Annotated in this window: 21 protein-coding genes; 3 read left to right on the forward strand and 18 right to left on the reverse strand. The window is 67.3% G+C overall.

Going from position 1 to position 24682, the window contains the following annotated elements:
* On the forward strand, nt 1–789 hold a 789-nt coding region (locus tag AC5WS8_RS33185; protein ID WP_496107220.1), incomplete at its 5' end, for a class I SAM-dependent methyltransferase.
* A gap of 287 nt (nt 790–1076) precedes the next feature.
* Here the strand turns inward: AC5WS8_RS33185 and AC5WS8_RS33190 are convergent.
* A complete protein-coding gene (locus AC5WS8_RS33190) occupies nt 1077–1904 on the reverse strand; it encodes a carbon-nitrogen hydrolase family protein (RefSeq protein ID WP_496107221.1) in 828 nt (275 codons plus the stop codon).
* Nucleotides 1905–2309: 405 nt separating this feature from the next.
* Between AC5WS8_RS33190 and dnaE the strand changes: the two genes are divergently transcribed.
* Nucleotides 2310–5912 carry a DNA polymerase III subunit alpha gene (gene dnaE, locus AC5WS8_RS33195; protein WP_496107222.1) on the forward strand — a complete coding sequence of 1201 codons (3603 nt, stop codon included), beginning with the start codon at nt 2310–2312 and terminating at the stop codon, nt 5910–5912.
* The gene (locus tag AC5WS8_RS33200; protein WP_496107223.1) at nt 5909–6292 is read left to right on the forward strand and encodes a DUF6300 family protein; all 384 of its coding nucleotides are present in this window, start codon (nt 5909–5911) and stop codon (nt 6290–6292) included. Before dnaE ends, AC5WS8_RS33200 begins: the two co-directional genes overlap by 4 nt.
* Before the next feature lie 150 nt (nt 6293–6442).
* Here the strand turns inward: AC5WS8_RS33200 and AC5WS8_RS33205 are convergent, their stop codons facing one another.
* From AC5WS8_RS33205 to AC5WS8_RS33285, 17 genes are all read right to left on the reverse strand, one after another.
* A complete protein-coding gene (locus AC5WS8_RS33205; RefSeq protein WP_496107224.1) occupies nt 6443–7180 on the reverse strand; it encodes a M15 family metallopeptidase in 738 nt (245 codons plus the stop codon).
* Between the two features lie 1175 nt (nt 7181–8355).
* Nucleotides 8356–9705 (reverse strand): MFS transporter, encoded by a 1350-nt coding sequence (locus tag AC5WS8_RS33210; RefSeq protein ID WP_496107225.1) that lies wholly within the window; start codon nt 9703–9705, stop codon nt 8356–8358.
* Entirely contained in the window at nt 9702–11921 is a 2220-nt protein-coding gene (locus AC5WS8_RS33215; protein ID WP_496107226.1) for a tetratricopeptide repeat protein, read from the reverse strand. The genes AC5WS8_RS33210 and AC5WS8_RS33215 overlap by 4 nt, the downstream gene beginning before the upstream one ends.
* Nucleotides 11918–13186 (reverse strand): tetratricopeptide repeat protein, encoded by a 1269-nt coding sequence (locus tag AC5WS8_RS33220; RefSeq protein WP_496107227.1) that lies wholly within the window; start codon nt 13184–13186, stop codon nt 11918–11920. Before AC5WS8_RS33220 ends, AC5WS8_RS33215 begins: the two co-directional genes overlap by 4 nt.
* A gap of 781 nt (nt 13187–13967) precedes the next feature.
* On the reverse strand, nt 13968–14234 hold the full coding sequence (locus tag AC5WS8_RS33225) for a helix-turn-helix domain-containing protein (RefSeq protein WP_496107228.1): 267 nt from the start codon (nt 14232–14234) through the stop codon (nt 13968–13970).
* 210 nt (nt 14235–14444) lie between these two features.
* The gene (locus tag AC5WS8_RS33230; RefSeq protein ID WP_496107229.1) at nt 14445–15251 is read right to left on the reverse strand and encodes an SAM-dependent methyltransferase; all 807 of its coding nucleotides are present in this window, start codon (nt 15249–15251) and stop codon (nt 14445–14447) included.
* A gap of 105 nt (nt 15252–15356) precedes the next feature.
* Nucleotides 15357–16070 (reverse strand): GntR family transcriptional regulator, encoded by a 714-nt coding sequence (locus tag AC5WS8_RS33235; protein WP_496107230.1) that lies wholly within the window; start codon nt 16068–16070, stop codon nt 15357–15359.
* Nucleotides 16067–16567 (reverse strand): hypothetical protein, encoded by a 501-nt coding sequence (locus tag AC5WS8_RS33240; RefSeq protein WP_496107231.1) that lies wholly within the window; start codon nt 16565–16567, stop codon nt 16067–16069. Before AC5WS8_RS33240 ends, AC5WS8_RS33235 begins: the two co-directional genes overlap by 4 nt.
* 29 nt (nt 16568–16596) lie before the next feature.
* On the reverse strand, nt 16597–17391 hold the full coding sequence (locus AC5WS8_RS33245; protein ID WP_496107232.1) for a zinc-dependent metalloprotease: 795 nt from the start codon (nt 17389–17391) through the stop codon (nt 16597–16599).
* A gap of 94 nt (nt 17392–17485) precedes the next feature.
* Nucleotides 17486–18340, reverse strand: coding sequence for a helix-turn-helix domain-containing protein (locus AC5WS8_RS33250; RefSeq protein WP_496107233.1), 855 nt, complete (start codon nt 18338–18340; stop codon nt 17486–17488).
* 53 nt (nt 18341–18393) lie between these two features.
* Nucleotides 18394–18990, reverse strand: a complete 597-nt coding sequence (locus AC5WS8_RS33255; protein ID WP_496107234.1) for a hypothetical protein — start codon at nt 18988–18990, stop codon at nt 18394–18396.
* A 70-nt stretch (nt 18991–19060) separates the two neighbouring features.
* On the reverse strand, nt 19061–20896 hold the full coding sequence (locus tag AC5WS8_RS33260; protein WP_496107235.1) for a glycoside hydrolase family 15 protein: 1836 nt from the start codon (nt 20894–20896) through the stop codon (nt 19061–19063).
* Between the two features lie 84 nt (nt 20897–20980).
* Complete coding sequence (locus AC5WS8_RS33265; RefSeq protein WP_496107236.1) at nt 20981–21832, reverse strand: HAD family hydrolase; 852 nt, start codon at nt 21830–21832, stop codon at nt 20981–20983.
* A complete protein-coding gene (locus tag AC5WS8_RS33270) occupies nt 21832–22545 on the reverse strand; it encodes a hypothetical protein (RefSeq protein WP_496107237.1) in 714 nt (237 codons plus the stop codon). Before AC5WS8_RS33270 ends, AC5WS8_RS33265 begins: the two co-directional genes overlap by 1 nt.
* 94 nt (nt 22546–22639) lie before the next feature.
* Nucleotides 22640–23092 carry a DUF6302 family protein gene (locus tag AC5WS8_RS33275; RefSeq protein WP_496107238.1) on the reverse strand — a complete coding sequence of 151 codons (453 nt, stop codon included), beginning with the start codon at nt 23090–23092 and terminating at the stop codon, nt 22640–22642.
* Nucleotides 23089–23286, reverse strand: a complete 198-nt coding sequence (locus AC5WS8_RS33280; protein WP_496107239.1) for a DUF5999 family protein — start codon at nt 23284–23286, stop codon at nt 23089–23091. The genes AC5WS8_RS33275 and AC5WS8_RS33280 overlap by 4 nt, the downstream gene beginning before the upstream one ends.
* A 143-nt stretch (nt 23287–23429) precedes the next feature.
* Nucleotides 23430–24665 carry an acyl-CoA dehydrogenase family protein gene (locus tag AC5WS8_RS33285; protein ID WP_496107240.1) on the reverse strand — a complete coding sequence of 412 codons (1236 nt, stop codon included), beginning with the start codon at nt 24663–24665 and terminating at the stop codon, nt 23430–23432.
* Nucleotides 24666–24682 lie beyond the last annotated feature (17 nt).

Consider the following 24682-nt stretch of genomic DNA (forward strand, 5'->3'; position numbering starts at 1 on the left):
ACTGTCTTCGACCGAGCCGCCGCCAGTTACGGGCGCATCGGCGGGCAGTTCTTCGAACAAGCGGGGCAAGCCCTGGTGCAGCTGGCCCTGCCACAGCCGGGCGAGGACCTTCTCGACGTCGGCTGCGGCCGCGGCGCCTCGCTCCTGCCCGCAGCCGCGGCCGTTACCCCCCGCGGACGAGCCGTCGGTATCGACAAGTCATCAGCGATGGTCAGCCAAGCGAACCAGGCACTTGCTGCCCGCGGACTCACCCACGCATTCGCGGTGGTTGCCGACGCAGACGCTCTTCCCACAAGGACAGGAACCTTCGACGTCCTTCTCGCCGGCCTCGTCCTTCAATTCCTTCCAGAGCCACAACGCACCCTCCGGCGGCTCACCCACATGCTTCGCCCCGGAGGACGCATCGCCATCTGCACCCCCGCGGCAGCACCTGACGACCTGGACATCGTCGACCGCACCGCAGACGCGGCCCTCATGGAGTTCATGGGCGCATCTGCACAGGAACGAGCGCACATGCCGGGAATCGACAGCTCAGCCCTAGTCGCCGCTATGCGTCACGACTACGTGAAAGTTCAAGTGTTGAATACGTTCTTCCCGATCGCAGTGCCGGTCTCGAAATTCTGGGACTGGCGCATGTCACACGGCAGAAGAACACAACTGGAGAGGATTCCAGAAAAGGACAGGGAGCGTGCGCGCGAAAAATTAGTGGAGAGCGTGCGCGCAGTCAGCGTCGCCGGTCACGTGCACCTTCCCATGCCCGTGTGCATGATCGCGGCATGCCGAACCTAGCGGCTTGCTATCCATCACACGAGGCTGGCCTGCGGTCATGGTGGCGATTGACAGTGGAGACAGAGGGGCCTCCTCTCGTCCAGCGGAGCGAATGGATCCGACGTCGAGCCTCTGTCCGTCCTCTTCATCGCGGCCGGGACCGCGGTCTGCGTTGCTGACGGGCCCGTTCACAGTTGTCATCTCGAGACTGTCCACGGTCGTGAGCCTCGGCGCAACAGCACCTGTGTGCCGCCCATCCTGTACGGCGTGTGTCTCTCGGTTCTCCTAGCGGGCACAGAAGCAGGAACTCAGTCGAACAGGCCGGCCCCGCGGCTCTGCGCGCGTGCCAGCCGCCGCCAAGGCCGGGCCAGCCGCAGGCCGACAGTGATGTCCTGGTCTGAGGCGTCCAGATCAAGGTCTATGACGGCCAGGCCTGGACGATCCGCTGCCGGGCAACGGGCAAGCCACCGGCCTCCCGGACCGATGATCCCAGCGGGAGCTGTGCGGCCGAACTGCGCGGGCACCGAGTAGCCGATCCAGTAGTTGAAGAGCGTTCCGTACGCCTGGGCGACGACGGCGCGAGCGGCGTCGTCCACCATCACCGACAGCAGGACCACATCCACATCAAGCGCCTCGTACTGGTCAAACAGCTCGGGAAAGTTCGCCTCGATACACAGCGCGCAGCCAATCCTCAGCCCGTCGACATCGAACACCACCGGCTCGCTGCCGGGGGAGTACAGGCGGGTGGCCTCGGTGTGGGAGAGAATCCGTTTGTCGTACCTGGCAACAATCTCTCCCCGGTCAGACACGACCAACAAGGAGTTCCGTGGGGCCGCGGCTGCGGGCAGAGGACGGATGGTGCCGAACGCCACCCACACGCCGAGCTCGCCGGCCAACAACCGGATCGACTCTTCCTCTTCGCCAATGACATCCCAGGCTGCCCCCGCCCAGTTCACCCTCCCAAGGTCACCAGTCGGCATGGCATCCGGGTCGGGGTAGACGATCGCTCCCTCGGGGAACTGGACAAGCCTGACCCCAGCTGCGGCGGCCTCACGCATCAACGAGCGAATCTGCGCCCCGCTCGCCCGAAGAAGCGCAGGGTTGGCTGGGTCCTCCGGGACGTTGCTCTGCGCCACGGCCAGCCGTAGGAGACGGACGGCGCCTGCATGGTGCGGCAGGTCCCATCGTGGCGTCGGCGGCGCGGATGGGTCGGCGGTGGAACGGGGCACGGTTGCCTTCCTAGACGTGGGACTGCGACCAAACGCTCAGATCTTCCCATTGTCTAGCAAATCGGAATTAAGGCGCAATGCGAGTCGTGGCGACAGGGCATCCATTCGGCCGCCGGGCCACCGATGGGACGGTGGCGCCAGCATCCTCCCAGGCTGGAGCGGCTTTACCCGAATTTGCGTGATCACCACATCGGCAGATGTGGTGACTGCGGGGCCTGTGGATGTGTGTGTCGCGTCCTGACGCATCGCCAAATCCCGCTAGGCTTGGGACCCTTGCTCGGGCCAGTCAATGCGCAAGGGAGCCACCGCACCGTGAGTAGCAGCTTCGTTCACCTGCACAATCACACCGAGTACTCGATGCTCGACGGAGCGCAGCGAATGAAGCCCATGTTCGAGGAAGTGGCGCGCCAAGGGATGCCGGCAATCGCCATGAGCGATCACGGCAACATGTTCGGGGCTTACGAATTCCAGTCAGTAGCTAAGGCATTTGGCGATGTAAAGCCAATTATTGGCATTGAGGCATACGTTGCCCCTTCGTCTCGGAGGCATAAGAAGCAGGAATTTTGGGGACCTGGTGGCCGGCGTGCGATGAGCGATGACGGCGAGGGTTCAAAGGACGTCTCAGGCGGTGGCCGATTCACTCACATGACCATGTGGGCAGAAAACGTCCAGGGTCTTCGAAACCTCTTCTACCTCTCCACTGAGGCCTCCTACACCGGCCAGTTCCCTGCCGGCAAGCCGCGCATGGACATGGAGCTGATCAGCGAGCACCCCCAAGGGATCATCGCCACCACTGGCTGCCCGTCGGGCGCCATCCAGACGCGCCTGCGTCTGGGGCAGTACGAGGAAGCGCGCGAGACCGCTGGTGCATACCAGGATATCTTCGGCAAGGACAACTATTTTCTCGAGTTGATGGACCATGGCCTGTCCATCGAACGCGAGGTGCGAGACGGATTGCTTCGCCTTGCAAAGGAATTGAACATTCCCTTGCTGGCGACCAATGACGCACACTACGTCCATCCGACCGACGCGGAGGCGCACGATAACCTCCTCTGCATTGGAGTGGGTAAAAACAAGGACGACCCCAACCGATTCAAATTCCAAGGAACCGGCTACTACCTCAAGACCGCGGCCGAGATGCGCGAGCTGTTCTCGGAACTGCCGGAAGCCTGCGATAACACCTTGCTGATCGCTGAGCGCATCGGCTCATACGACGACGTATTCGACAACGTCGATGAAATGCCGCAGTTTCCTGACGTCCCCGAGGGGATGACGCAGGAGGAGTATCTGCGCAAGGACGTGCTCAAAGGGCTCGCCATGCGCTATGGAGACCCAATCCCCGACCACGTAATGGATCGCTTCGAGACCGAGATGAAGATCATCGGTCCGATGGGCTTCTCTTCGTACTTCCTCGTCGTCGCAGACATCTGCAAGTACGCGCGCGACAACGGAATTCCTGTTGGGCCAGGCCGTGGATCCGCAACCGGATCCATCGTCGCCTACGCCACTCGAATCACCGAACTGTGCCCCCTCGAACACGGCCTCCTGTTCGAGCGGTTCCTCAACCCTGAGCGCATCAACCCGCCGGACGTCGACCTCGACTTCGACGACCGCCAGCGCGACCGGATGGTCCGGTACGTCACCGAAAAGTACGGTGACGCGTACACCGCCATGGTCAACACCTTCGGCCGGATCAAGGCGAAGAACGCGATCAAGGATTCCTCCCGCATCCTCGGCTACCCGTTCTCCCATGGCGAGCGGATCGTGAAGGCTCTGCCCCCGGACCAGCAGGGCAAGACCATCACCCTGTCGGGCATCTGGGACCCCGAGCACCCACGGTACGGCGAGGCCGGCGAGATCCGGGCGCTGTACGAGAACGAACCTGATGTGAAGAGGGTCATGGACACCGCAAAGGGTGTCGAAGGCCTGATGCGCGGCACTGGCGTGCACGCCGCCGCGGTGATCCTCTCCAAGACCCGCCTGACGGATCGCATCCCCCTGCATATGCGCGCCTCGGATGGCGTGAAGATCACAGGGTTCGACTACCCCAGTTGCGAAAACATGGGGCTGGTCAAGATGGACTTCCTGGGGCTGCGGAACCTCGGTGTCATCGATCAGGCGATCCAGAACATCCGGGAAAACCGAGGGGTCAAGCTGGCGACAGTGGATCCGATGGACGGCGACCCAGAGACAGTCGTCATTCCCTTGGACGACACCAAGACCTACCAGCTCCTGTCCGACGGCAACACATTCGGCGTCTTCCAACTCGACGGCGGCGGCATGCGCGCCCTGCTGAAGCTGATGCAGCCCACCCGATTCGAGGACATCGCCGTAGCGCTCGCGCTCTACCGGCCCGGCCCGATGGCCGCCAATGCCCACACCAACTACGCACTTCGGCAGAGTGGCAAGCAGGAACCCGCTCCAATCCACCCGGACCTGAAGGACGCTCTCGATCCGATCCTGGGCTCTACCCACCACCTACTCGTCTACCAAGAGCAGATCATGGCCATTGCCCGGCAACTCGCCGGCTACACCCTGGGCGGGGCCGACATGCTTCGCCGGGCCATGGGTAAGAAGAAACCTGAGGTCCTGGCCGCCGAGTGGGACAAGTTCGCGGGCGGCATGAAAAGCAATGGCTACTCAGAAGAGGCGATTAAAGCCATCTGGGACGTCATGCTGCCGTTCTCCGGCTATGCATTCAACAAGTCCCACACCGCAGGCTACGGCTTGGTCTCCTATTGGACGGCGTACCTCAAGGCCAACTACCCCGCCGAGTACATGGCCGCGCTACTGACTTCGGTCGGAGACGACAAGGACAAAGCAGCCGTCTACCTGGCCGATGCACGCGCGAACGGCGTCCGCGTTCTACAGCCGGACGTCAACGAGTCGACCGCAGAGTTCACCGCCGTCGGCGACGACGTGCGATTCGGCATGAGGGCCGTTCGCAACGTCGGCGATGCGGTGATCGAGGCCATCGTCGCTGCACGCCGTTCCAAGGGGAAGTTCTCCTCGTTCGCGGACCTGCTCGACAAGTGCGACCTGCCTGCCCTGAACAAGCGGGCCGTCGAATCGCTGATCAAAGCCGGCGCCTTCGACTCCCTCGGTCACTCCAGGCGCGGTCTGTGCGCGATCCACGAGGACGCGATCGACGCCGTCGTGCCCGTCAAGAAAGCGGCCTCCTACGGGCAGGACGATTTGTTCGCCGGGCTGGGAGACAGTGCGGCCGAAGACGCTGGGGCCGGGTTCGGGCTCGACTTCCCTGTCGACGAACAGGAATGGCCCCGCCGGCAACTTCTCGCTACCGAGCGGGACATGCTCGGCCTGTACGTGTCGGCGCATCCCCTGGACGGCGCCGAACACATCCTCTCTGGCGCCAGGGACACCACAATCGCTGAACTCTTGGCCTCCGGGCGAAACCAAGGAGACGTTCAGCTCGCCGGCCTGATCACCGGTGTCCAGCGGAAGATGACCAAGCAGGGAAACAACTGGGCCATCGCTAACCTCGCAGACCCCACGGGGTCCATCGAAGTGCTCTTCTTCCCCGCGGTCTACCAACTCGTAGCTCACGCCTTGACTGAAGACAACGTCATTTCAGTCAAGGGAAAGATCGAGGACCGTGACGGGACCCTGAACATCTTCGGCAGGGAGCTCTCAGTCTTGGACGTATCTAGCGCCGAACACGGCGGCAAACCCCCGGTACGCCTAGCGCTGCCTCTTCATCGTGTTTCCGACCAGGCAGTCGCGGACTTGAAGCGCATCCTGCATGCTCACCCTGGGGATAGCCCCGTGCACCTGAGTGTGCGCGGACCGCAGAAGACGACCGTCTACGCCTTGGCAGCACAAGTCGACGCTTCCTCGCTGGCCTCCGATATCAAGGGCGCATTCGGACCGGATGCCTGGCAAGGTGTGGCGTGACCGACGTAAATCGGACGGCGACGACTCCCGCCCTCATCAGTCATGACGAGGTATTGGTCAAGATCGCCGAGGTGCCAGACTGTCTGGCCTGCGGCACTCCTGGACTGCTGCTCGTCCGTTATAAACACTCCTGGAAGAATCAAATCGGGGATGATGTCCCAGGCATTCGCGAGGCCCTGTTATGCGCCCAGTGCTCTCACCGAAACTCAGTCGCTGCCGAGTTGATTGCGCTATTCACCGTGGACGAAAAGATGAGTCCCGATAACATCGATGCTTTCGGCGGCCTCGTCGCGGCATGGGTTGAATCACTGCGTCAAGACCCCATTGACGTGGAACTACTCGCAGCTGAACACGATCAGTGGCTGCGAGGCGCACTTTGATGGTCGCCGGCAGGATGCGGTCTGGCGTCACTTGGCAACCGTAAGTTTGCACCGATGTAGTATCGGCTGGCTTCGTGTGGCCCCCGGCCGCAAGCTCCCTTGGGAGGCAGGGGCTGCGGGGTCGTGACCTGACATGGATGCCTCTGACCTTCAGTGGGATAGCCGGAGAGACTCCGCATGTGGATCGGTTATCACCCCGTACACGGACCTGTCCAAGTCGGTCATCAGTGCTGCGAATCTCGTGCCGATCTCGAAGTGCCAGCTCTCGTACCAATGGGGTACCCAACCGCCGTGGGCCATCGCCGCAAGCAGAAGCATTCTGTTATCGCGAACGCGCTTAGGAAGAGCATGTGTATCCAGGAATGACATGTCGTCGGGTCTTTTGGGGGTGGCGTCGATCCGATAGCCGATGTCCAACTCGGTTCCGTTCAGGGATGCGAGGGCGACATCGATTGCGCCGCCGCAGCTGTGCGGGGCGATCCATGGTGGGGACACGTACCGGCCAGCCAGCCCGATGAGTTGGCTTGAAGTCATATTCGGATGGTCGGTGGCCAGTCGCGACATCTCCTCCTGGAAGTAGAGGCTCTGCTGAGTCGGTAGCCGGTAGCACTCGACGACGCGCAGCCTACGGCCGCGCTCGCGCAAATACTTCTCAGCCATCCATAGGTGGTCCACCAATCCTGAGCGAATCATCGCAAAAGTGTCAGTGGTGTTGGCCTTACGCTCGTCGATCAGGAACCGCCCGTCGTCGCGTAGGGACACCAGTGGCTCTCCACAATCGGCGACCCGGACGGCGGCGACCCGCGGATCAGACATAGCAATGCGGTCCCCAGCGATGCGGGGCACGCAGTGAGGGGCCGGAAGGAACGGGCGGGAAATCTCGCTCATAGCGCAGGTGACTTCTCTTCCATTCGTGTGGGAAGGTCTGGGAGGGCGGGAAATTGGTGGCTGACACGGTCCGGTCGGCGTCGAGTGGGCTGAAGGATGTGGTTCCGCCCGCCAGCTGGACCGGCCTGCTCTTGCCCACGCCGCCGACCCCGCTGATCGGGAAGCTGGTTCGGGAGCGGCGTCAAGAGCACGCTGGTCCTCCTCCTCTCGCTGGCCTCCGTGGGGGCTGCGGAGGAGCCGAACACGATCGGCTCTACGCTGGCGTGCATACGAGGGACCGCAGCGACCCGGTTTGCGGGAAGGCTTCGTCGGTGCCTGCACGGGGCCTTCGGATTGCTCTTGAGACGCCGAGCCCTCAGCAGCGTGGGGTGCACCACCTCTCCACACGAAGTGCACCGGGTGCGCCACCGGTATGACACACCTGGGTAGGGTTCCTGGGGCTCGCCGATATGCAGGCGCATGTCAGCGATGGCGATGGCTTCTGGGAGCGGCACACCACGGTTGTTGTGGGCGCAACGCCCGCCAGGGTTGTTGTTGACGACATCGGTCAGGCGAACACTGCGGATGCGATAGCACGTCCCGCACTGCACACGCCACGGATCCCGTGCTCTGCCGGGGTATGGGCCGACTGGCAGGAAGTCGAATTGAGCCAGAACAGCCACTGGGTCGGTGACGGGCACGCCAGCTTCCGCGATCGCAACAGTCATCGGCAGGCTCCTTCAAATGCTGGCGGCACAGTCTTCGGGGCGGTGAACTCCTCGGCCGGCATGACGGGGAAGGTCATCGCGTCATCAGCCACGATCGTCAAGCCGACGCCAAGCCGGTCGAGGTTGCGGTCTGCAACGCCTCGACGGTGAATGAGGCGCACGTCGCCATCGACGTCATGGGCCCTCTCCTGAGCGGCACACGCTCCAGGGCGTCCATTGATTCCTCGTTGCGCTGCAGCAGCACGGACTTGCCGCTGTGGACCGGATTGAGTCACTCCACCCGGTCGTCGGGGTGGGTGGCGTGGAGAAGGCGCCACGATCGGTTTGACGCCGGGCCTGCTAATCGGGACGCAGGCATGGTGCAGAGGCACCTCCCTGAGGACACGGAGCAGGGCGTCGCGCAAGCGCGGGTCGGTCAGCGCAGCGTCGGCATCGAGGCGCTGGCGGCGGATGGCCGGGGCCAGATCATCAGGCACGGGAGTTGTCCTTGAGGTGCCTGTGCTGAGGGGAGAGGGGCGGGCGAGCGGGGGCACCGGGCATCGCGGCGAGATCACGGATCGGGGAGAACCACAGCATCAAGACGGGGACCAGGTAGAGGACCGTGCCGGTCAGCAGCGTGGCCCACACTCCGACGAAGGCGGCGATGCCGCCCGCGGTCAGGGCCGCGAAGGGCCGGAGGCCGGAGACCAGCCAGACGGACGTCTGCTGCGCACGGGACTGTAAGTGCGGCGGGCACAACTGCTGACGGATCGACCGCTGCGTCGACCCGGCAGCAGCGGCCCCCGCCATCCTCACCGCCCCGGCTGCTGCCAGGACGGCCAGCCACATCCACCCTGGCCGGGCGAGCAGGAGCGGTATGCCGCACACTGCGTATCCAAACAGGCCGGCCAAGAGGACACGGCCGGGCCCGATCCGCCGGACGAGGCGCGGGGTTGCGATCGCGCCCGCCAGGCCGCCCACGCCGCTCATCCCCATTACCAGTCCCAGTCCGGGGGCGCCGGAGTCGAGCGTGGTCAGCAGTGTGTAGGCGAAGTACGTGGTCACGATCCCCTCGGCGTAGGCGTGGAAAGTGAGCGTCAGGACCAGGGGCCGCTGGAGCGGGTGCCGCATTACGTAGCCGATGCCTTCGCAGATTCCGGAGACCATGCGCGCGGGCCGCGCTTCGGCCGTCCGCTGCACGGCGGAGCGGATCCGTGACGCGCACCAAGCACTGGCGAGGTAGGAGAAGCAGTCCAGCCACAAGGCGCGGGCGGCTCCGGCCAGCGTGACGACGAGGGTGCCGCCATAGGCGCCCGCAGTGTCGGCGGCCGAGAACGCCGCGATTGTCCGGGCGTTGGCGGTCTGCAGCTGCTCGCGATTGACGAGTTCGGGCACGATGGCGATCGACGCGGCCTGGTGCAGCACGGTCAGCGCGCCCAGCAGCAGCGCGACGACGTAGAGGACCGGCATGGCAAGCGCCCCGACGGTCCAGCACACCGGCACGGCCGCGACGACCGCGGCGGCCGCGAGGTCGGTTCCGACCATCAAGGGCTTCTTCGCATACCGGTCACCCACCCAGCCGGCGGGTAGCGCGAGAACGAACGCCGGTGTCATCACGGCGGCGGCAAGGAGGGACACCTGGCCTGGTGTGGCGTGCAGTTGCAGCACGGCGACAACGGGCAGGGCAACGGCATGGAGCGACGAGCCCGCCAGGCTCGTCGCCTCACCTGCCCAGTAGGCCCGAAAGGAACGGTTGCCCCGCGCTGGCAGGCAGTCCAGCCGGGCCTGTATGTCACAGTGTCCACGAGGAGTTGGCCGTCGCCAAGCGCGGGAGATCATGAGAGGTCCTGCAGGGCCTGACGGACACGACTCTCATCGCGGCGGCTAACTGCGGAGTAGATCGTGATCGCCTCTTCGTAGAGGCTTCTGGCCAGGTCAGGTCGGCCGCTGTCTCGCAGGGTGTGGCCCAGGAGTTCCCGGCTATGGGCCCTCCAGCGTGCCGAACCGGATACGTCGCACTCGGCGACGGCGATGCGGCCGTACTCCTCACCCTTCCCGGGATCGTCTGCGGCGGCGCAGGCCCGAGCGAGCCACGCCAGCGCCCGCGCGGCATCAAACCAGTCCTCGACCTCGAGCAGGGTCGAACGGGCGGCGGTCAGTGTCTCGATCGCGGCGGCCCCACGGCCGAGTTCGAGTTGGGCCTGACCGAGGCAGATGTTGGTGATCGCCACGGCCCGCGTGTAGGTGAGCCGGTCGGGTTCGGACTCGCTGGTGCGGGCCAGCTCGGTGCGCTGCTGGCGAGCCTGAAGGAGGAAGGCTTCTGCCTCGGCCGGATCTCCGCCGTGCAGGTTCACTGCCCCGAGTTCGTGGAGCGCCTGGGACTCGGCACGGCGGTCCTGCTCCTCGCGGGCAGTCTGCAGGACGGCTGTGAACGTCCGGGCGGCGTCCTCGAATTTCCCGGCGCCGCGCAGTCCGACGCCCCAGGTGTTGAGCATTTCGACTTCGGCCTCACGGTCCTCGCAGCGGCGCGCGGCCTGAAGACCGCGCTCGTGGCTCTCGGACCACAGCTCGTGGTCGTGGGACGAGCGGAGCAGCGGCCAGATGGCGTGGGTCAGCTGCCAGGTGGGTCTGTCCAGGCCGGCGGCGACTGCGGCACGCAGTGCGTGCAGCACGTTGTCCCGTTGGGCGTACAGCCAGGTCAGGGCGGTTGCATCATCCGGGAACTCGATCGGTTCGGCAGGCGGGTAGACGTAGTCCCGGCGCAAGGGGCGGTGGGTGGGTGTCAGGATCCGCTCGGCCGTGCTCGCGGTCGCCAGGTAGAAGTCCAAGGCCCGTTGCAGGAGCTCCTCCGGTTCCCCGAAGGTGGCCTCCCGTGTGGCCCGCGCGCGGGCATGGACCCGGGCGCTGTCGTGGAACCGGTAGACGCGTCCGCGGGAAGAGACCTCGCCCCGAAGCTCGATGAGATTCAGCTCGTGCAGCTGATCGAGGGCGGCTTCGGCTTCCGAGCGCGTCAGGTTGCAGACGGCGGCTGTCAGCGGCACGTCGAAGTCGAGGGCGAACAACGACCCCATGCGGCGGTAGACGGCTGGCGCAGGGGTGCTACGCGGAAGCGACCAATACGAACGATCCAGGGCGTGGGTCACGGCCGCCTCCTGGTGAGTGAGCGGGGGATGCGGAGAACTTGCTGGAGCACCGGACGCGAGCTCGGCGAGAGGCCGGTCCGGGTCGGCGGCGAGGTGGGTTACGGTCAGCGCGATCGCCATAGGGGAGCCGGCAGCGAGGCGGGTGATCTGCGCCACGGCACCAGGTTCACGGGCTACGCGCTGGTCACCGAGGCAGCGGGTGAGGTACTGCTGCGCGGCGGCATGGTCGAAGGGGCCCAGCCGATGCAGTAGGGCGCCGTTGGGGGCCAGTTCAGCCAGCGGGCTGCGGCTGGTCACGACGATGAGGTGGCCGCTCCCGCCGGGTAGGAGGGACTGCACCTGGGCGGCTCTGCGGGCGTTGTCGAGCAAGATGCTCACAGGCCGCCCCGGCCGGGCAGTTGCCGACCGCCACCAGGCGGCCAGTTCTTCCGTAGAGGTGGGCTGCGCTCCAGGGTGCAGGGAGCGCAGAAACCGGGAGAGGATCTCGCCGGTGCTTGACGGCCCCTCGGGGGAGTAGCCGCGTAGGTCGGCGTAGAGCTGGCCGCCGGCGTACTCAGCGGCCAGCATGTGCAGCAGACGGTTGCCCAGAGTGGTCTTCCCGACTCCACCGGGCCCGTTGATCACCACGATGCGGACGGCGTAGTCAGGAACCTCCCCGATCTGGCTGGTCAAGGCGTCGAGGTCCTCTTCCCGGTCAGTGAAGGCGGCGGGGACCGGGAGCAACTGGCGCGGAATCAGCGGGTCCAGGACTGCCTCGTGGACGTGGACGCCGCCGTGAATGGTCCCGGCCTGCACGGTGGGTCCGTAGAAGGAGCCGTTCGTGATCGTGTTGTAGGTACTCGCGCCGAGCGGAGGCGACGACCTCATCGAGGCCGCAGGGCCGTCACCGGCCGCCGGGCGGGCCTCCGTCACAGGTCACCCGCCAAGGCCCGTACCCGCTCGGCGTCCGCCGGCCGGATCGACCCGTACAGGTCCGCGGCCTGCTGGTAACACTCGCGCGCGGCAGCAGTCTCGCCCCGGCCAGAGTGCGCCTGGCCGAGATACTCCAAGGCCTGGCCCCGCCACAGCGTGCTCCCGGCGTCGGTGAGCGCCGCCAGGGCGCTCTCCAGCTCGCAGACACCATCGCTGGCGTCTCCGGCGAGTACATGGGCGTGGCCCTGAAGGACGAGCGCGCGGGTGGCGTCGTAGGGGTCCTCGGCCGCCAACAGCATGGTCCGCGCCCGGGCGAACAGATCCACCGCCCGGCCGGGATCCTCCGCGAGGGTGATCTCGCCGAGGACGATCGTGGCCAGCGCGACCCCACGGGGGTAGCCGCACGCCTCCCACAGTGTGATGGCCTGGCTCAGTAGCGGACGAGCCTCCTGCGGGCGGCCGGAGTTGTGGTGGCACGTTCCCAGGCCGAGCAGCGCCTGGCCCTCGTCTCGTACGTCACCGTCTGCCCGGGCGGCGTCCAGGGCCTGGGTGTACCAGCCGATAGCGTCCGTCAGGCGTCCGGCCGAGGTCAGGCCGATCGCGCCTGAGAGCAGCATCTGCCGCACGGCGGCCGCGTTGCCGGCGCGGCGGGCCGCGGCGAGTCCGATCTCGTGCGCCTTCACCCACAACGCGTACGGGTGTCGGCGCAGGAACCACGGCCAGAAAGCGTCGACGAGTTGCCAGGCAACCTCGTCCAGTCCGGCGGCCACCGCTGCCTGCAGTACGCCCACGAGATCATGCTCATGTGCCTCCAGCCAGGCGATGGCCCCCGGATCGTCGTCGAAGACGGCCGGGGTGTCGGCAGGAGGGGGCAGCCTGCGGCGGAGGGTGCCCTGGGCGGGGGTGAGCCGCTGCTGCGCCTGGGTGGCGAGCGCGAGCATCCATTCGCACAGTCGCCGCACCACGTCCTCCTGGTCGTCCGCGCTGTCGTGCTGGGCTGCGCGGGCACGCATGTGTTCCCGTACGGCCGAGCCCACGCGGTAGCGAACCGGCTGGTCCGGAGCGGACTTGTCCGGCTCCAGCAACTGTTCGTCGGCGAGGACCTCCAGCAGCCAGTCGGCTTCGCCCCACTCCAGGTGGCAGACCGTGGCCACCATGTCGGGGTCGACGAGGTCAACCGGTAACAGGCCCAGCGAGCGGTAGAGGTACTGGGCGTTCGCCTCCAAGTTGTCGTAACTCTGGTTCAGTCCAGTGGTGATGGCCATCCGTGCGGGGTCCTCACGATCGGGGTGAATTAGGGAGTCGGCGACCGCTGAAAGGCTGAGCGCGGGCCGGGACTTAAAGCGGGCGCCGGCCAGGACCAGCGGCAGGGCAGGTGCGCGCACCCTTCGGCAAGGAGGGCAGCGGCCTCGGGGTCCGCTGACATCCGCCCCTCGCCTGCGAAGCGGGCCAGCAACTCGATTGCCGCCTGCGGGGTGAGCGGTCCGAGGGGAAGGAGCGCGGCCCCGTCGGCGGCCAGGTCCCACAAGAGGCGGTGGCTCGTCACGACGGTCATGCTCGTAACGCCGGCGGGCGACAGTGGCCGGACCTGGCCAGCGTCTGCTGCCTTGTCGAGCAGGATCACGACCGCACGGCGGGCCGTGACCGAGCGCCATAGCCCGGTCAGCTCCGTCAGACTGGGCGGCGTTTTGTCGAGTCCGAGCGCGCAGCCACTGCTGCAGCACGACCTCCGGCGCCACCGGCCCGGCGGGGCTGCCAAGGTCGGCGCGCAGTTGCGCCTCGCCCTCGGCGGCGGCGTCGGCAAGCCAGCGTGTGGCCAGAGCCGTCTTGCCCACACCCGGGAGACCGCTGATCACCGCCAGGGTGGTGCCGCTGCGGCACGCCGAGCTCAGGTTGCCCGCGACGTCCTCGCGGCCGGTGAAGAGCGATGGGACACGGAGCAGTTGCCGCGGCAGTGGCAGATCTTGCGGCACGGCATGGTGATGGATGCCGCTGTGGATCTGTCCGGCCTGGACGACGCCGGTCAGCTGTACGGCCCCGGCGTTCTCATTTCTCACCATGGGGTTTTCCCGCGGCGGGCGGGTGCTGGTACCCGCGGGGGCGGAAGGTTACACCGGCGCCGTGGAGCACTCTGTAGATGGCACCGTAGGACCGTCCGGTCTCCGCACAGATGGCGCGGATGGACATGCGGGCGTACGCGTCAACGACCTGTTTGCTGAACGTGGCAGCCTCTTCGCCGGTTAGGCGCCTGCGGCGCTTGATCTTCGGCAGCGGGGTCTCAGGATGAGGCGGCGGCGTGGGACGGTCGGTCATATCTACTCCGGTGGTCAAGGGCGAGCGAAAGGTCGAACCAGCAGGTTCGCGATCCCGGCGGAAAAGGTCAGGCCGGGCAGCTCCTTTTGGAGCCAGCCGTGTTGGCCTGCAGGGTTGAGGTCGATCAGTCCACGCCGGTGGGGCGTCGAATCCGCCCTCGGCGTTCACCGTCGATTCCAGCCGTTGGGCGATCAGCTGGAACGGCGCGCGTCACGGCTTACGGGCAACACCGCCGTAAACGTCTGTCGGCAGAGCGGGGACGCCGGGCTCGGGCCGCCACAGCGGGCAGGAGACGACGCCTGGTTCCAGCACGTCGAGTCCTGTGTAGAAAGCCGTGATCTGCTCAGGGCTGCGCAGTACGTATGGGAGGGCACCGGTGTTGTCGTATCCCTGCTGGGCTTCCTTGAGCTGGGGGCTGGTGTCGATGCCGTCGTAGTGCACGAAGTAACTGCCGGGGCGCAGGGAGTCCTGCAATCGGCGGACGATCGACACCGCTTCGCCGTGGTCTTGGATGTGGCCGAGGATGCCCATCAGCATCAGAGCGACGGGCTGAGTGAAGTCGAGGGTCTGGGCGGCCGCCTCGAGGATCTTCTCCGGGTAGTGCAAGTCGGCGTCGACGTAGTCGGTGACGCCCTGGGGAGTTTGGCTGTAGAGCAGCGCCCTGGCGTGGACGAGGACGAGCGGGTCGTTGTCGACGTACACGACCTTGGCGTCGGGGGCGATCCGCTGGGCCACCTCATGGGTGTTGTCGTACGTCGGCAGGCCGGTGCCGATGTCCAGGAACTGACGGATGCCGAGCTCGCCGGCGACGTAGCTCACCGCGCGGATCAGGTACTGCCGGGACTGGCAGGCCATCGTCACGACCTGCGGGGCGACTCTGCTGTATTCGTCGCCGGCAACCCGGTCGACTTCGTAGTTGTCCTTGCCTCCCATCCAGTAGTTCCAGATGCGTGCCGAGCTCGGGATTGAGGTGTCGATCTCGCTATACAACGGGGGTCCTCCAGAGGGTCGGATCATCGGCGGCCTGCCTGTTGACGTGAGGCATGGGCGGGCAGACGCCCGCGGGCTTGAGCAGCGAAGGGGCGCGCTGCGGGGATGGGCGAGGAGTCGTCCGGTAGTGCGTCACAGGAGCAGTGGCGTTGTGAGAGCTCTCTGGACATCCCATCCACTCTCGACGAGCCTTCTGCGCAGCACGCCGTAGGCGACCGCGCAGCGGTGGTCCCCGCTCCAGTCACTGAGGGTCTTGCTCTCACCGAACGCGGCGTGCCGCTCGGTGTCCAGAACCGGGCGCGGCGTACTGTCCGCCTGCGTGAGCAGTTCCTCGGGCTGGACTTCGGCGACGTCGTGTGTGACCCGCGTTCCCCTGGGATGCACTGAGCCGACGAGGTATCCCACGTGGACCAGCGGCTGGATGGCGCTGCGGAACGCGGGTGTGGCAAGACCGAACTCTCGCGCGATCGTCGAGGTGCGGGGGAGGAATGTCCCGGGCTTATAAACGCCGTCCGCGAGGCGCTGGCGCATCGCACGTTCAACGAATTCGGGTGTCTGCTTGAGGGCCGCCTGTATTGGAACGTCGACAACACGTGCGCCCAGGTGGTGAAGGTGGACCAGGCCCTCGCGGGCGAGACCGCGCAGGGCCGCGGCCACGACGTGACGGTCCACCTTGTAGCCGAGCTCAAGGTCTCTGGAGGAGTCGAGGAGCGTTCCCGGCGGGATGGTGCCAGCGGTGATCGCCTCTCGCAGGCCCCGGTATACGCGGTGGGCCTGACCGGCTCGTTTCGGGCTGAGGAAGCGGGTCTCTTCGTCGAGGAGTTCACTAACGGCGTCCAAGGTCACCACTCCTCGGTGAGCAGGGCCGAAACCGACTGCGGATCGGTCAACAGGGCCGACAGGCACTGCGGATCGGTCAGCAGGTGTCCGGCTGGCTCGCGGGTGATCCACCGCAAGTGGAGATCATCACTGCGTGCGCTTCGAGGCGGTACCCACACAGCGGGACCGCTGACGTAGGCGGCGTACGAGGGCCAGGGGCGGCTGTTGGAGCCAGGCGGGACGAAGAAGGTCCAGCAGTCGCCTTCGGCGGCCACGGCACCGCGGCGGGCGCCGTGCTCGCGCAGTTGGTCCAGGGCCGCGGAGGCGTACAACTGGGGTGCCCGAACGACGTCGAAGCCGCGCCCGGTGTCGACGAGCCGGGGGGCAGAGCTGCGCCAGGCCGAGCCCAGCAGGGCGTACGCCTCACGGCCCGGCTCCCCGCCGGGCAGGGTGGGGATCTCCCAGGCCGGCGCCGGGCTGGCGGAAACGGATGGCCGTACGAGGGTGCGGAACAGGGAAGTCACGAAAGTGCCGTTCAGTACAGGAGGTCGGGTCAGGCGGGCAGGCGCTTGATCCAGCGCGCGGGATCCCGGAGTTCGTCGAGAGTGGGGACCAGGCCAGCCACGCTCCACACGCGGTTGAAGGTGTCCGGTCCGACGGCCGACATGGCCTGTCCGACAAGGGCTCTGGCGCGGGCCTCCTGCCGGGACGATCCGAGATCGAGGACGCGGAGCGCCGCCTTCAGAGGGCTCCGTCGCTGGTCGCGGGAGACGGGCTTGCCGAGGATGAGCGGGGTCGCCTGGTCGCTCGTCCACTGCGCGTGGCCTGTGCTTAGGAGGCTGACGAGGTTCTTGCTGGCGCGGACCTGCGGCCAGGCTGGGGCTGGAATGAGGTTCCCATCGCACGCGGCGACCTGTGCCTGCTGGGCAAGGGCGTAGACCAGCAGTTCACACAGCTGGTCCGGTGCGGTCAGGCCTTGGAGGTCCAGGGCCTCGGGGATGAGTAGAGTCGACGGGCGGCCTGCGCTGTTCGCGATGAGGGTGGATATCTCGCTCTTCCAGAATCTGCGCATTGCCATACGGGCTCCCTCTGGCATAGCGGCGATCCATCTCTGCTGCCGATCGGAGAGGTCGAGCTCTGCGGTGTCGCGTGCGAGCTGGCGGCGCAGGAAGGCGCACCATGCCCTGGCGAGCCCTTCAGGGTCCACGAGGTCGACGGTCCCTTTGTCCGGCAGGGGCAGTCCTGTGACCTTCTCCACCGCGGGCATCGCCTCTGTGAGGATCCGTTGGATTTGCTCGGCCAGTTCCTCGTTGCGGGGCGTCTCGTTCAGGACGTACACGGTGATCACGATGCGTCTTCCAGCTGAGGTGGGATGAGGACAGGGCGTAGGGATCAGGCAGTGGTGCGAGGGCGGGCCGCCGACACAGTGCGCACGGGGAGGCTCACGCCGACCTCCTCGCCCGGCGGCCCCGTGCCGAGGCCTGAGCTGGAGTCGCCGACCGGGCAGCGCGGCTCCCGGAAGCCGCGGTGGATGACTGCTGTTGTGCGTGGGCGGCTTGCCGCAGCTGGCGCAGGCTCCACGGGGACGGCAGCGCCCTGCGGACCGCCTCCTCCATCAGTTGGCGTTGGCCTGCCGCCGCGGGGCCGTTGTGTACGCCGCCCTGAGCCTGGATGAGATGGCGGGCGACATAGACCTGGCGGCGGAGCCGCTGGGCGTTGCTTCCGTCCCAGCCCCATGCGGTGCACGTGAACTCAGCGAGCAGCGAGACAGGTTCGGCGAGAGGAGCCGGCACGAGATGCACGGTGATCGCCCCGTCCTCGGCCAACCGGATGAGGCGGGACAGTCCGTCGGGCGTCCGCTCCAGCACGCTCTCGTGCAGCAGTACGACCGTCCGACACCGGTGTGAGGACGCCGGGCCCCGGCCTGGAGCGCCCAGGGCCGCTCGGTCCGGCAGAGGAAGAAGGGACGCCGGGAGCGGACCGGCGCTGTACACGAGGGCGTACCGAGCGCTGGCCTGCAGAGCCTCCACCCATGCCTCCGACGGAGCGAAACCGTCCAGGTTGTGCTGATGGGCCGGATGCGTCAAGAGCGCTCGTGCCTCCTGCACCTCGCGGTCGGGTGCTCCGCAGGCGCCCAGCAGGGCGGCCGCGGTCGTGGCCGATATCGGAGCTCTGGCCTGCTCCAGTGCGCCGATCCTGCTGGACGATGTCCCGATGAGGTCCGCGGCCTGCTGACCGCTCAGTCCGGCGCGCGTGCGGTAGAGGCGCATCAGCGCGCCGACCAGGACAGGGGGCAAGGAGGGAACGTTGCACTGCGGTGCGCACGGTGGGGAGACGAGTGTGTCAGTGGTCACGGGCGTACCGCCGTGGGACCCGCCGGGACGGGGAGAATGGGCACTTCGCAATGAAGGAAGAGGTCCAGGCGCGGGCGCGGTTCGGCCCTGCATTGCACCAGGGCCACCTCACCGCTTGGCGCGCTGACGGTCCTCTCATGCCCCCATCCGGTGTCCTTCGCCAAAGCCAGCAGCCCGTTGGCAGGCTCCCCGGGCGACAGCGGGACTTCGCCCCGTACCCACCTTCTGCCTAGCCGCGCGGCAAAGGCGGTCGCCCACAGGGTGACCAGCCGCAGGACCGGTTCCCCGACAGGGGCATCCGGCGACTTCACGAGGTGGCACAGCATCAGGCTGGGCTCGGTGCGTGTCGGAATGGCCCAGTCGACGAGCAGCGGTTCACGTACCAGGTGCAGCGCCGCGAGGAGCCGGTCGTCGCCGGTAAGCGTGACGATTTCGGCGCCGTCGCCGTGCTGCAGGAGGGTGAGGAGAGCTTCTACGTGAGGGCGCAGGGCAGGACACGCCTGGGGCCATAAGGCAAGATCGGCGGCGAGCCGGTCGCGGTCCTCCTGCCGGGCGGGGCCGGGCGTCATGCGGTAGGGCGGTGGGGTGGACACGGGTCGGGGTCCTGTTCGTCGGTCAACGGAGCGGGGCAATGCCCGGTCAGGTGTGGCCCGGGCTGTGAGGTCAGGCAGTTGCATCCAGGACGAGGGCCTTGCCACAGGAGATGTCCGCTTCCGTGGAGACAAGCCGTAGTGCGGCGGCCACGAGAGCGAAGTGCGAAAATGCCTGCGGAAAGTTGCCCACCTGTCGGCCGTTGGCGCAGTCGTATTCCTCGGCGAGCAGCCCGATGTCGTTGGCGATGCCGAGCAGCTTGTCGAACAGAGCGACAGCTTCCACGCGGCGGCCGATCATCGTCAGAGACTCGACCAGCCAGAACGAGCACGCGAGGAAGGCGCCCTCGTCGCCGGTCAGGCCGTCTGTACCGGTCTCGGTGCCGGCCGTGCGGTAGCGCAGGATCAGGCCGCCGGGGGTCACCAGCTCGCGCTGGATGGCCTCGATGGTGCCGATGACTCGCTTGTCGTCCGGCGGGAGGAAACCGACCTGGGGGATGAGCAGCAGTGCCGCGTCCAGCTCCATCGAGTCGTACGACTGGGTGAAGGTGTTGCGCCCAGTGTCGAAGCCCTTGTCGCACACGTCGTGGTGGATGGTGGCGCGCAGTTCACGCCAGCGCTCGAGCGGACCGTCGGCATGTCCGGCTTCGATGAGTTGGACGGCGCGGTCTACGGCCGCCCATGCCATGACCTTGGAGTGGACGAAATGGCGACGTGGGCCGCGTACTTCCCAGATGCCCTCGTCCGGCTGGTCCCAGTGCTTCTCCAAGTAGGTGACCAGGGTGATCAGCAGGCGGCTGGAGTCGGGGTCCTGCTCGAGCCCGAACAGACCGGCAAGATGCAGGGTTTCGGCGACCTCGCCGTACACGTCGAGCTGGAGCTGGTGCGCGGCGCCGTTGCCCACGCGCACGGGCGTGGAGTACTCGTACCCAGGCAGCCAGTCCAGCAGCGCCTCGCCGAGCTCGCGCTCACCCGCGATGCCGTACATGATCTGGAGGTTCTCCGGGTCGCCGGCGACCGCACGCAGCAGCCACTCGCGCCAGGCGCGGGCCTCCTCGCGGTAGCCGGTGCGCAGCAGCGAGGACAGGGTGATCGCCGCGTCGCGCAGCCAGGTGTAGCGGTAGTCCCAGTTGCGGTTGCCGCCGATTTCCTCCGGCAGGGAGGTGGTGGGCGCGGCAACGATGCCGCCGGTGGGGGCGTACGTCAGGGCCTTCAGTGTGATCAGCGAGCGGATCACCGCTTCGCGGTACGGGCCGTGGTACGTGCAGTGCTCGACCCACTCCCGCCAGAACTCCTCCGTCGCCTCCAGCGAGTGCTCCGGCGCCGGCAGCGGCGGCGGCTCCTTGTGCGAGGGCTGCCAGGAGATGGTGAACGCGATCCGGTCACCCGGGGCGACCGTGAAGTCCGCGTACGTGGTGAGCGACTTGCCATAGGTCTCGGCGGACGTGTCGAACCACACAGAGTCCGGGCCAGCGACGGCGACCGTGCGCCCCTCGTGCTTATGCACCCACGGCACCACACGGCCGTACGAGAAACGCATCCTGAGCGCCGAACGCATGGGCACCCGGCCCGAGACGCCCTCCACGATCCGGATCAGCTGCGGAGCGCCGTCACGCGGCGGCATGAAGTCGGTCACCCGTACCGTGCCGCGCGGCGTGTCCCACTCGGACTCCAGGATCAGCGAGTCGCCGCGGTAGCTGCGCCGGGCCGCGGTAGGCGGCGGGGCGTCCGAGGCGTGCGCCGGGCCGAGCCGCCAGAAACCGTGCTCCTCGGTGCCCAGCAGCCCGGCGAAGATGGCATGCGAGTCGAAGCGGGGCAGGCACAGCCAGTCCACTGTGCCGTCCCGGCAGACCAGCGCAGCCGTCTGCAGATCGCCGATGAGTGCGTAGTCCTCGATACGCCCAGCCATGGATGTCCGTCCTGTGTGGGTGGTCCCACCCTCGGGGAAGGGCCACCGTCGTGGATATGTCGTCTCTGCGGCTCCGCCGCCCGCTCAGCGGCGGGCGGCCTTCACGCGCGGGTCGCGCGTGGTGGTGCGGGCGGTGCGTTGGTCTGTCTCACTGGTCAGAGCGGTGTGTGCAGTTCGGCGGCGAGGATTAACACAGCGATGGCGAGCACGAAGGTGGCCACCCGCCACACGTTCTTGCGTTTCATGCGGGACTCCGGGGTTAGGCCATGAGCGCAGGCGCACGCGCCGGGGAAAGAGCGGCGGTGCGAATCCAGTCGGCGGCCTCAACCACGTTCTGCACGATGCGCGTGGGCATGGGGTCCGAAGGCCGGCGCGCACGCTCATCCGCGACCCACACGGTGTGCAGCCCCGCCCGCAATCCGCCCTCGACATCCGTGGCCAGGCAATCGCCGCCCATGTGCCGGTGCCGGCTCCGAGCTCGTCCAGGGCGAGCCCGAACAGTGCCGGGTCGGGCTTGCGTACGCCGTACTCGCCAGAGATCACCACCGAGCCGAAATACTGGTCGAGCTCCGCCACTTGGAGCTTGGTCCGCTGCGCGTCCGGCGCGCCGTTGGTGACCACACCCAGACCCCATCCGTCATCCGCCAGCGAGCGAACGGCGGTGCACACCTCCGGGCGGTGAGGAACGAGTTCGGCGGAATGTTGCCGGTAGGCGGTATGGAGGGCGGCGATGGACTCACGCACACCGAAGGCGTTCTTGATCTCCTCGAAGAAGCGATGTCGCGCGCCGTCGTGCCGCTCCTCAGCCTCCATGAGCCAGGGCAGTGGAATGCCGGTGGCGCCGGAGAACTCGGTGGCCCACAGAGCGAACGCTGTCGTGTGGTCGGTGAGGGTGTTGTCCAGGTCGAACAGGGCAATCCTGGGCACGGCGGTCATCAGTGCCACCCCCACACGGGGCCGGGCACGGCAGTGGGCGCACGTCCTCCGTGGCTTGGCGGTGACAGGGTGTCTTCGTCGAGCTCGGCGTCGCGCAGCTCCAGCATGAGCTGACGTGCGACCACTCGGTGGATCGCGTCGTCGCCGAAGCGAACAAACTGGTCGGTCTGCGGAGCCGAGGTAGGGGAGTAGAGGATTCCCCGAACGCCGACGAGCTCGGTCTCGCGGACCCGCAGGCAGATGAAGCCGGCCTGAAGCACGCGACAGGCCCGCAGGGCGCGGTTGCCGCAATCACGGCACATGGCTGGCGTGGCGGTGAGGATGTCACGAGGGAACGTCAGGGTTGCCTTGGCCTGTTGGTCCGCGTTCAGGAGCCACAGCGTTCCGCGCTCGTCGTGGTCCGGTTCTCCTGCGCACCCCCCGCAGTGATGGGGGCGCTCCATCACCGTGCGCTGACGGTCGGGGAAGTGCTGTGACCAATGGAGGGGGCCGGTCTGGGTGCCGCCCCACCGCTGCCACAGGAATCCGTCGATGTCCCGGTCCGTCGGGCGCTCGTCGACGTACCTGATGTGACCGTCCTCGTCGAAGACGACCTCGACGTCGGCGGGGGACTCTCCTTCGTACGGGGCGATGAACAGCCCGCTGCCGACGGTCTTCGTGGGTGGGAGGAGAAGCTCCGTTGTCGCACCGGCAGAGCGGTCGAGGCATTGCACGTCTATCTCCTCGTGGCGGCTTCGAAGTTCGCGTGCTGAGCGCGACCTGTGGGGCACTGCGATGCGGAGCTCGTTTGTGTCAGGTGCGGCGGGATCATCCGGCCTCCCTGGGGTCGCGGAGGTACGTCTCGATGGCGGCGGGGCTGTACCCGTAGAAGCGGCCTAGGGCAGCGTCGTCGCCGTCGTGCGGCGGCTCGTGGCCCCATCGCAGGACGTGGCAGGTGTCCGGCCACGGCGACAGGTAGATCCGCAGGCCCCAGAAACCGGGCTGCCCGAGGAGCAAGCCGCGGATGGACTCGCCGACCTCTCGGTGCGTCACGGAGAGGTAGCCGCCACGGCGGGGGCCTCCGACAGCGACGGCCAGGAGCGGGGCTCGGAAGACGCAGACCGCGAAGCTGTTGGCCAGCACCAAAGGGTCGGCGAGCCGGTTCCGGTAGTGCTCGTAGTCGTACGCCTCGGCTGGGGGCCGGAGCTCCAGCGTCAACGGCTCGGCCACCGAAGTCGTCACGTCGGCGATCGCGCGGACCGCTGTGGTCGCAGTATTCATGCGGCTACCAGCGAGGGAGTGGGCCGGTGGGGGGCGATGATCCGACCATCCGGGAGCAGTTCGCCGGTGTCGTCGAAACGCACGATGCCGTTGCACAGGAGCACCCATCCCTGAGCGTCACTGCGCGCCGTTACGGCAGCCGCGTCGCCGTCGGGTGCGTGGGCGGAGGGACAGGGCGGTTCGTGCCGACACATGGCGGGCTTCCTCTCGACCGTTCTCGTGTGGGTGTGTCTGGTGGGCCCTGCCGCCGGGAGACGGGGTTGCTCCCGGCGGCAGGGCGGGGAACCCGCGCGCGGCCGCTGCGAAAGGGGGGTCGGCCGCCGCCACGCGCGGGGAGTCAGGCGGGGGTGGGGTCGGGGCGGAGATGGATGGCGCTGGCCTTGCCCAAGAGCTCGGACCACTGAGGGGTGGTCTCGCCCAGGGCGGTCTGAGCGAGACGTATTCGCTGGAACTCGCCCGTTCCGGCAGGCGCGTAGGTGTGCTGGATGTCCCGCCACAGGCGTTCCAAGGGGTAGTCGCCATCCAGGGCTCGGGCGCCGTGCAGCTCCATGGCGTCCTGCCCGGAGCGGACGCCCCATGCGTGGCCCTTGTACTTGGCGGTGACCAGCTTCGGGTCGCAGGAGCGACCTTGGTCGAGCATGCTGACCGCTTGGTAGGCGAGGTCATGGGCGGCATCGAACCTGGATTGCATGTCCCCGAGGCGGTCCCGCACAACCGCCAGGTCGGCCAGAGTGCCGCCGTAGCGGCGGCGTTCCTGCAGGTAGCGGAGGGTGAGTTCCACCATCGCTTCGTGGAGGCCGAGGCTGACGGCGGTGAGATTGGGCAGACCGCACAGGATGCTGCTGCTCTTGGCCACGTCCATGCCCTGCCCGACCTGGCCGAGCCGGTTGGCGTCGGGCACGCGCACGCGGTCGAAGTCGAGACGGCCGCGGGAGAACCCATGGAGGCCGAGACCAGGCCGGTGAGGTTGGACGGTCAGGCCCTTGCGGTAGTGCTCGACGAGGAACGCCGTCAGGGACTCCGACGACCTGGTGCCTTCGGGTGCGGTGCGGGCGATGACGACGTGCAGGTGAGCGATGTGGCTGTTGCCGATGTGCACCTTGCTGCCGGTGATTACCCATTCGTTGCCGTCGCGCTCGGCGACGGTCTCCATGCCGCCGATGTGGCCGCCCGTCTCCGGCTCGGTCACCGCGATCGACAGCAGCGCCGTGCCCTCCGCGGCCTGTGGCAGCCAGTACGCCTGCTGCTCGTCGGTGGCGAAGTGCTGCAGAGCGGCCACCGGGATCAGACCGGCCTGGAGGATCGTGCCGGCGGCCCCGGACACCTTCGACAAGCGGTGAATCAGGATCGTCTTGGCGACGTGGCCGGCGCCCAGCCCACCGAAGGAGTGCGGGATCGTCACTCCGAACCAGCGGCGGCCGGCGAGAAGTTGTGGGACTTCGCGCTCAACCTGATGAGCGTTGTCCTCCATGCCCGCCACGCGGGGGGCGATCTCCTCTGCGGCGAAAGCATCGGCTTCCTGCCACAGCAGATCCTGTTCGGGGGCGAGATTCGGGATGATCGTGGTCGGCATGGTCGGTCCCTCTCCCT

The sequence above is a fragment of the Streptomyces sp. PTL18 genome (assembly GCF_059510295.1).

Coding starts and splice junctions, on each gene's coding strand:
- AC5WS8_RS33205 (WP_496107224.1), bottom strand. CDS start 7,180: ATGAGCGAGATTTCCCGCCCGTTCCTTCCGGCCCCTCACTGCGTGCCC.
- AC5WS8_RS33210 (WP_496107225.1), bottom strand. CDS start 9,705: ATGATCTCCCGCGCTTGGCGACGGCCAACTCCTCGTGGACACTGTGAC.
- AC5WS8_RS33220 (WP_496107227.1), bottom strand. CDS start 13,186: ATGGCCATCACCACTGGACTGAACCAGAGTTACGACAACTTGGAGGCG.
- AC5WS8_RS33225 (WP_496107228.1), bottom strand. CDS start 14,234: ATGACCGACCGTCCCACGCCGCCGCCTCATCCTGAGACCCCGCTGCCG.
- AC5WS8_RS33230 (WP_496107229.1), bottom strand. CDS start 15,251: ATGATCCGACCCTCTGGAGGACCCCCGTTGTATAGCGAGATCGACACC.
- AC5WS8_RS33260 (WP_496107235.1), bottom strand. CDS start 20,896: ATGGCTGGGCGTATCGAGGACTACGCACTCATCGGCGATCTGCAGACG.
- AC5WS8_RS33265 (WP_496107236.1), bottom strand. CDS start 21,832: ATGACCGCCGTGCCCAGGATTGCCCTGTTCGACCTGGACAACACCCTC.
- AC5WS8_RS33275 (WP_496107238.1), bottom strand. CDS start 23,092: ATGAATACTGCGACCACAGCGGTCCGCGCGATCGCCGACGTGACGACT.
- AC5WS8_RS33280 (WP_496107239.1), bottom strand. CDS start 23,286: ATGTGTCGGCACGAACCGCCCTGTCCCTCCGCCCACGCACCCGACGGC.
- AC5WS8_RS33285 (WP_496107240.1), bottom strand. CDS start 24,665: ATGCCGACCACGATCATCCCGAATCTCGCCCCCGAACAGGATCTGCTG.